This window comes from Meiothermus hypogaeus (assembly GCF_003574035.1).
In the GTDB taxonomy this organism is placed as follows: domain Bacteria; phylum Deinococcota; class Deinococci; order Deinococcales; family Thermaceae; genus Meiothermus; species Meiothermus hypogaeus.
In genome coordinates this window covers 1-5,856 of sequence record NZ_QWKY01000128.1, presented here as the reverse complement: position 1 = coordinate 5,856, position 5,856 = coordinate 1, and the positions used below count along the sequence as shown (strand labels likewise).

Sequence of the window (5,856 nt, the reverse complement as noted above, 5' to 3'; positions counted from 1 at the left end):
TGCGCAGCCTGACCTTCTTGTTCATGTGCGGGCTCTGCTCGATGGCCCTCAGCCGCTCATCCTCTTCGCTGCTCAACTCAATGTACCGAAAGTTTCCCATAGTAAAAGTCTATCGTGAGTGTACTTATCAGGTCATCATCGGGGTCTACCGAAAGGGGCCTGCCCTTGCTGTACGACACCAACTCAGCCTTAGCCTTCAGGGTGTTGATCATCGCTCCAGCTTGAGCAGGGCGAATAATGCCTTTGAACTTGACATAGCGGCTTACCCGGCGCAACTCCGTAAGCTGTGCCTTAGAGGTTAGCAGGGTAAACCGCCCATTTCGCCACGCCCAGTACACCCGTGCCACGCGGGACGTTGGGGCAATCAGGGTAGCGATGTAGATGTTGGTGTCAAAGACCACCCTCATCGCTTTTTGCGGGCTTGTCGTACGGCATCTACCGCCATTTGGACGGCTTGCTCCTCGCTAATCTTGCTGGCTTTGGCCCCAGGTTTACTTACCTCGGCATCCCAATCCGATAGCTGTACGGCCTCATCTAGGATTTTCTCTAGCTCCTTGACCCACCTGCGCCCCTTGACCCGCTTGAAGGCCTCGAGCTTTTTACTGATTGCTTCGGGTAAAGCCGTAGCCATATCTTGAGGATAGCATGCCCCGACGCGGCAAAGGCGAAGGTTCCATCTTCCAGCGCGAGGGCGGGGGTCCGTCCCCATTGCTGAACCTTAAGCCTTGGGAAGCGGACCAGCTGACATCCTCCCTGGACTTCAGTCCTTGTCATTACCCACATCTCAACCCTGTATGGTTTGAGACGATGGAACTGCATCCGGAGGATCCGGTTCAATGGGCCAGCCTGCACTTCGCAGAGGCCGAGCTAGGCGACGCACGGCGGGTAAAGCGGGCTGAGGGCATGGCCGTGGCGATGCTTCGGGCCCCGGGGGAGAGCCTACCCCGGCTGTTCATGCACCCCCGTGAGGTCAAGGCCGCTTACCGCTTCCTGGACAACCCTCACGTCGACCCGGAGGGCCTGCACGCCGGGTACCGTCAGCGGGTGAGGGGAGCCATGCAAGCCCCGGGCACCTGTTTGCGGATTGAGGACAGCTCGGAGTTCTCCTACTCCGGGCGCCAGCCCGTCGGGGGGCTGGGCTTCATCGGCAATGCCCGTGAGGGGTTGCAGGGTTTCGTGCTGCACAGCGTGCTGGCGGTGCGCGGGTGGGGCAAGACGGACACGGAGAAAAGGAAGCATCCTGGGGTGGAGGTGCTGGGGTGGCGGGGCAAAGCTACCGCGTGCGCCTGAGTACCGGCGTTGCCGGGGGGCTACGGCCCTTCACTGGGAGAAGAGGGGTCGGGGTAAGGAATCGTCCACCCGGCGCAAGCACCGGCCTCGGGAGAGCGAGGGCTGGATCCATAGCGGGGACCGGCGGGGCCGCCCGCCTTCCGACCCCCGGGTGCTCTGGGTGCGGGTGGCGGACCCCTACGAACTGCGGGCGCAGTGCCGGGAACGGGGCCAGGGCTTGCTGTTCCCCCGTTCTGAAGAACGAGGAGGATGTCAGACCTTTAGCACGTAGGCTGTGTAAGCCCGCCCTATTATGGGTGGACGTAATGGCCTTCAGCTAGGGCCCAGGCGTGGGATACCTCACGGTACCGCTCATCCACAGGTGGCCCAGCCAGATCGCCCAGGTCAGGTTACCGGTCAAAACAACCAGTCCACCGAGTGTGGTGAGAGGGGATCCCTGACCTCCGATCCAAAAGCCAACAACCACCAGCATCAGGCCTGCACCCGCGACCATCAACACCCAGGCCAGCCCGCGGGGCAGGCTCGAGCCGATCAGCGCCAAAATACCGCTCGACACCAGCCAGACCCCGATGATCGCGTTGGCGCTGAGCACGGCACGGAGGGTTTGTCCGAAGCTTACTTGGCCGAACACCAGCAGCGCCGAGAGGGTGGCCGCCGTGAGCATGGCGAGGACACCGATGATTGTGATGATTAGGCTCGAGGGTGCAGCCACCGAGCGATGCAATTGATGGAAGGCCAGCGCAACCGGGATTAAGGACAGGGCGAAGAAGACGCTCGAGGCATCGTTGACCTTTCCGAAGGGTGCGTAGCCCGCAAACAATAGGGCCAAAGCCAAGGCCCCGACCACATTGGATATGGCGTTTAGATATGCCGACCAAGCGGCGAATTGAAACGGGATTGGCTGAATCATGCTCGCCTCCATATGAACCGCAGTATCCCCTCCACCGACCATCACCGCGACCGTGCATGCACGTAAGGGTGCATGTTTTGAACGAGACACTAGATATAGTCGGGCCGATACCCCGCCAGCCGCCCCACCGGCCCCAGGGTTTCCATAAGCACCCGTTGTAGAAAACGAGGTGGGTTGGTAGGGCGAAGAACCCGGTCGTAGGCTTTTAGCAGCACCGCAAGCTGGAGCACAGATTTAGGTATACCGCCATCACTCAGCTTGCCGTCTCGGGCGAGGGCAAAATAGGCTACGAAAAAATCCTCTATGTTGAGGGCAGGCCGGAACTCTTGGATGGCGTGCGCCTCCACCTCGCCGTCGTTCCAAAAGTGGTGCGCCACCCCAGGCGGGATGACTATCGCTTCGCCCGGTTTGACGGTTCGTTCCACCCCGCCCACGCGAAAGCGCAGCGTACCTGTGAGCACCTGGCAGCGGCTTTCCTGAAAGGGGTGGGTGTGCTCCGGCTCGGCGGCGTTATGGGCGGGGTGAAAGGTCTCCATCTGGAACAGCGCGCCGCCCGTGTCTTGAGCCGTCTGCAAAAAGACCGAGCGCTGACCGGTGCGCGGGTTCAGAATCTGGGTTCCACGGGTCGCCATAGCCTCACCATTCCTCCCTTCTCCAGGCTCCGCCGAGTTGTACTTCGAGAGGTCCCTCCAGGCGGAACCAGCCTTGCCGCAGTATCCGCGGGGCGTGGCGCCGCCGCAACCGTGCGCGCACGTAGACGCACAGCTACCCGAGGCTGCCTGGGTTACTGATGCTCGCCGCTCAAGCCCTGCTCCAGCGCCCAGCGCACGATCTGGGCGCGGTTCTTGAGCGCCAGTTTGAGCAGAATGTTGGCGATGTGCTTCTCCACCGTGCGTTTGCTCAACCCCAATCGAGCGGCGATCTCCCCGTTGGACAGCCCCGCGCCGATCAGAGCAGCTACGTCTCGCTCGCGCCGGGTCAGGTCGTGCGAGCGGGACTTGGCTGCCCGAAAGTCCAGACCGAGGGCATAAGACACCACCTCCTCGAGCCGCATGGCCCGCCCTTTTTCGGTGGCGGTCTCGAGCTCGAGTTCGCTCAACTCGGCCCGCACCAGGGCCGCGTAGTGCTCGTCCTCGAGGGCGTCGGCCTGGTCGCCCGAGTCGAGGTTGACCGTTGCTTTGCCCTGGCTTCCCGCGAAGCCCTGCAAACAGGCGCTATCTCGATATAGCCCCACTGCCGCAGCCAGGGCTGCGAAGCCCAGCAACCCGCGCAGGATACTGGGGCGGTGGTCGCGCTGAAGTTGCGCCTCCAGGCTTTGCCGGAAAAGCGTGTAGGCCCGGCAGGGATCGCCCAGCCTCAAGCAGGCGTAGGCCAGGTGGCGCTCCAGGTTGGGCAGGTCGCGGCTTGCGCCGGACTGCCGGAACAGCTCGAGGGCTTTTTCCATTTGGGAAACGGCCGGAGCCAGCCGCCCGGTGGCACGGGCCAGCTGGCCCAGGGCGTCGAAAACCAGCGCCGCGTCATACGGACTGCCCGTTTCTACCGCTATTTCCAGGGCCTCTTCCAGATGGCGCCGGGCGTCTTGATGACGGCCGATGTCGGTTTCGATCATGCCGCTCACAAGCAAAGCAAAATAGATGACCCTGGCGGTGTTCGTGCCGTGCTTTCGCTCGTGCTGGATGCCACGCTCCAACAGGGCCAGGGCAGTCTCCCAGTCACCCTTGACCTTAGCCACCGTGGCCAGCCCTACCAGGGCGAAGCCGAGTTGCGGCCAGCCCACCTCACCGGCAGCCTCGCCCAACGCCACCGCCTGGCCCGCCCAGTCAGTTGCCACAGCGGCGTCGCCGGTCAGCAGGGCCACCAGAGAGGCCCCCACCAGGGCGTTCATGCGCTGGGGCAGGGGCATCGAGACTACCTCCTCGAAACCGAGCAGCCGCTCGTACCAGGCGAACCCCTCGCGGAAATGGCCCCGCCCATCCCAAAGAACGGTCAGGTGGCCTACCAGGCGCAACCCCTCCTGAGCGCGACGATGCCGACAGGCCCACTCCAGCGCTACCCGCAAGTTCTCGTGCTCGCGTTCCAGCCAGTCCACCCAGCGCTGCGGCTGTGGTCCCTCGATTTGGGGAGAGATTTCGGCGACCATCCGCAAAAAACCCCGCAGGTAGTGGCCGTAGGTCTCCTGCCATGCGCCGGAAGCCTCGAGCTGCTCGCGGGCGTACTGCCGGACGGTCTCGAGCAGGCGGTAGCGGGCCTCCTCGGCCTCGAGGGCTTCTACCATCACCAGCGACTTACCGATGAGCGCGGTCAGCAGATCAAGGATTTGGGGGGCCTCGAGTTCACCCCAGGCACAGCAGGCCTCGGCGGTGACCAGGGTGAAACCTGAAGCGAACAGGCTCAGCCTTTGCAACAGGACCTGCTCGGGGGTGGAGAGGAGCTGGTAGCTCCAGTCCATCACCGAGCGCAGGGTGCGGTGGCGCAGTTCGTGGGGCATGGGCGAGGTCAGCACATCCAACCACTGCTCGAGGCGCTCTCGGAGCTGCCGCAGGCTCAGTACGCCCACTCGAGCGCTGGCCAGCTCAATCGCCAGCGGAAGGCCGTCCAGGCGGCGGCATACCTCGGCGATGAGGGGGGCGTTTTCGGGGGTCAGGGCGAACTCCGGGCGGAGGCTCCGGGCACGCTCGACAAACAGCCTCACCGCCTCGCTTTGGGCCAGCTCCGCCAGGGGCCGACCTTGTTCGGGCAGCGAGAGGGGGGGAACCGCGTAGCGCACCTCTCCCGCCACGCCCAGCGGCTCCCGGCTGGTGGTGAGGATCTTTAGCGCCGGGGCAGCCAACAGCCGCCCGACCAGCTCGTGGCAGGCCGCCAGGAGGTGCTCGCAGTTGTCGAGGATCAGCAGGAGGTCTTTGCCTTCCAATTTCTCCAGCAGGGTCTGGGACAAGGGCAGGTCGGGCTGCTCAGCGACCTCGAGGGCCTTGGCGAGCGTTTGGGGGACGAAGCTGGGGTCTCCCACCTGCGCCAGTTCTACCCAGCACACCCCGTCCCCAAACTCATGCTCGGCCTCCGCCGCGACCGTGAGGGCCAGGCGGGTCTTGCCCACGCCGCCGGGGCCAACCAGGCTGAGCAAGCGGTTGGCCCTGAGCAGTTGCCAGACCTCGGCAATCTCCCGCTCGCGCCCGATGAAACGGGTGACCACGGAAGGCAGCGCCGGGTGGGTGACCGGGCGCACGGTAGGGTTGGGAGAATGCGTCGGCATGACTTCACCAGCGGGGGCTGCAAACCCTGTGGGTATTGAGCCATTTTACCTCGGAGGAATACCCCTATCCCGGACGGCAAGGCCAGACCCAGGCTTTTATCATATTCAGTATGAACGAGCCAAGAGAAGCAAAAGGTATACCCAGCCCAATACCGTACTTGATGGAAGTACCCGACTTGAGAGCACATAACCGTAGGTATGATAAGAAATCCCTCTGATCCATTCCCTCATCATCCTCCCGGCCACCAGTGGAAGAGGGTATGGCTCCGAATAAGGTCCGGCTGGGTCTGCAGGTAGGCACAGCGGGCTTCCACTTTGCTCCACAGTGCCTCTTCATCCTCCACCTGCCCATTGGCCACCACCCCATCAATCAGCCCCCAGGTTCGTTCCACGGGCTGCAGCTCAG

At 63.5% G+C, this 5,856-nt stretch carries 6 protein-coding genes; 1 reads left to right on the top strand and 5 read right to left on the bottom strand.

The features are described 5' to 3' along the window. Positions 1 to 77: 77 nt before the first annotated feature. Entirely contained in the window at positions 78 to 407 is a 330-nt protein-coding gene (locus Mhypo_RS17080) for a PIN domain-containing protein (protein WP_119342443.1), read from the bottom strand. Further along, positions 404 to 631: a hypothetical protein gene (locus tag Mhypo_RS17075; RefSeq protein ID WP_119342442.1), complete on the bottom strand. Its 228-nt coding sequence runs from the start codon at positions 629 to 631 to the stop codon at positions 404 to 406. The genes Mhypo_RS17080 and Mhypo_RS17075 overlap by 4 nt, the downstream gene beginning before the upstream one ends. A gap of 176 nt (positions 632 to 807) precedes the next feature. On the opposite strand from Mhypo_RS17075, the gene Mhypo_RS17070 reads away from it, so the two are divergent. Continuing rightward, positions 808 to 1,290 carry an IS4/Tn5 family transposase DNA-binding protein gene (locus Mhypo_RS17070; protein WP_170148345.1) on the top strand — a complete coding sequence of 161 codons (483 nt, stop codon included), beginning with the start codon at positions 808 to 810 and terminating at the stop codon, positions 1,288 to 1,290. Between the two features lie 316 nt (positions 1,291 to 1,606). Here the strand turns inward: Mhypo_RS17070 and Mhypo_RS17065 are convergent, their stop codons facing one another. The 3 genes from Mhypo_RS17065 to Mhypo_RS17055 form a co-directional block, all read right to left on the bottom strand. Next, a complete protein-coding gene (locus tag Mhypo_RS17065; RefSeq protein WP_147075582.1) occupies positions 1,607 to 2,200 on the bottom strand; it encodes a hypothetical protein in 594 nt (197 codons plus the stop codon). Positions 2,201 to 2,289: 89 nt separating this feature from the next. Continuing rightward, positions 2,290 to 2,832 carry a cupin domain-containing protein gene (locus tag Mhypo_RS17060; RefSeq protein ID WP_119342439.1) on the bottom strand — a complete coding sequence of 181 codons (543 nt, stop codon included), beginning with the start codon at positions 2,830 to 2,832 and terminating at the stop codon, positions 2,290 to 2,292. Between the two features lie 152 nt (positions 2,833 to 2,984). Then, entirely contained in the window at positions 2,985 to 5,450 is a 2,466-nt protein-coding gene (locus tag Mhypo_RS17055; protein WP_119342438.1) for a LuxR C-terminal-related transcriptional regulator, read from the bottom strand. Positions 5,451 to 5,856: the final 406 nt, after the last annotated feature.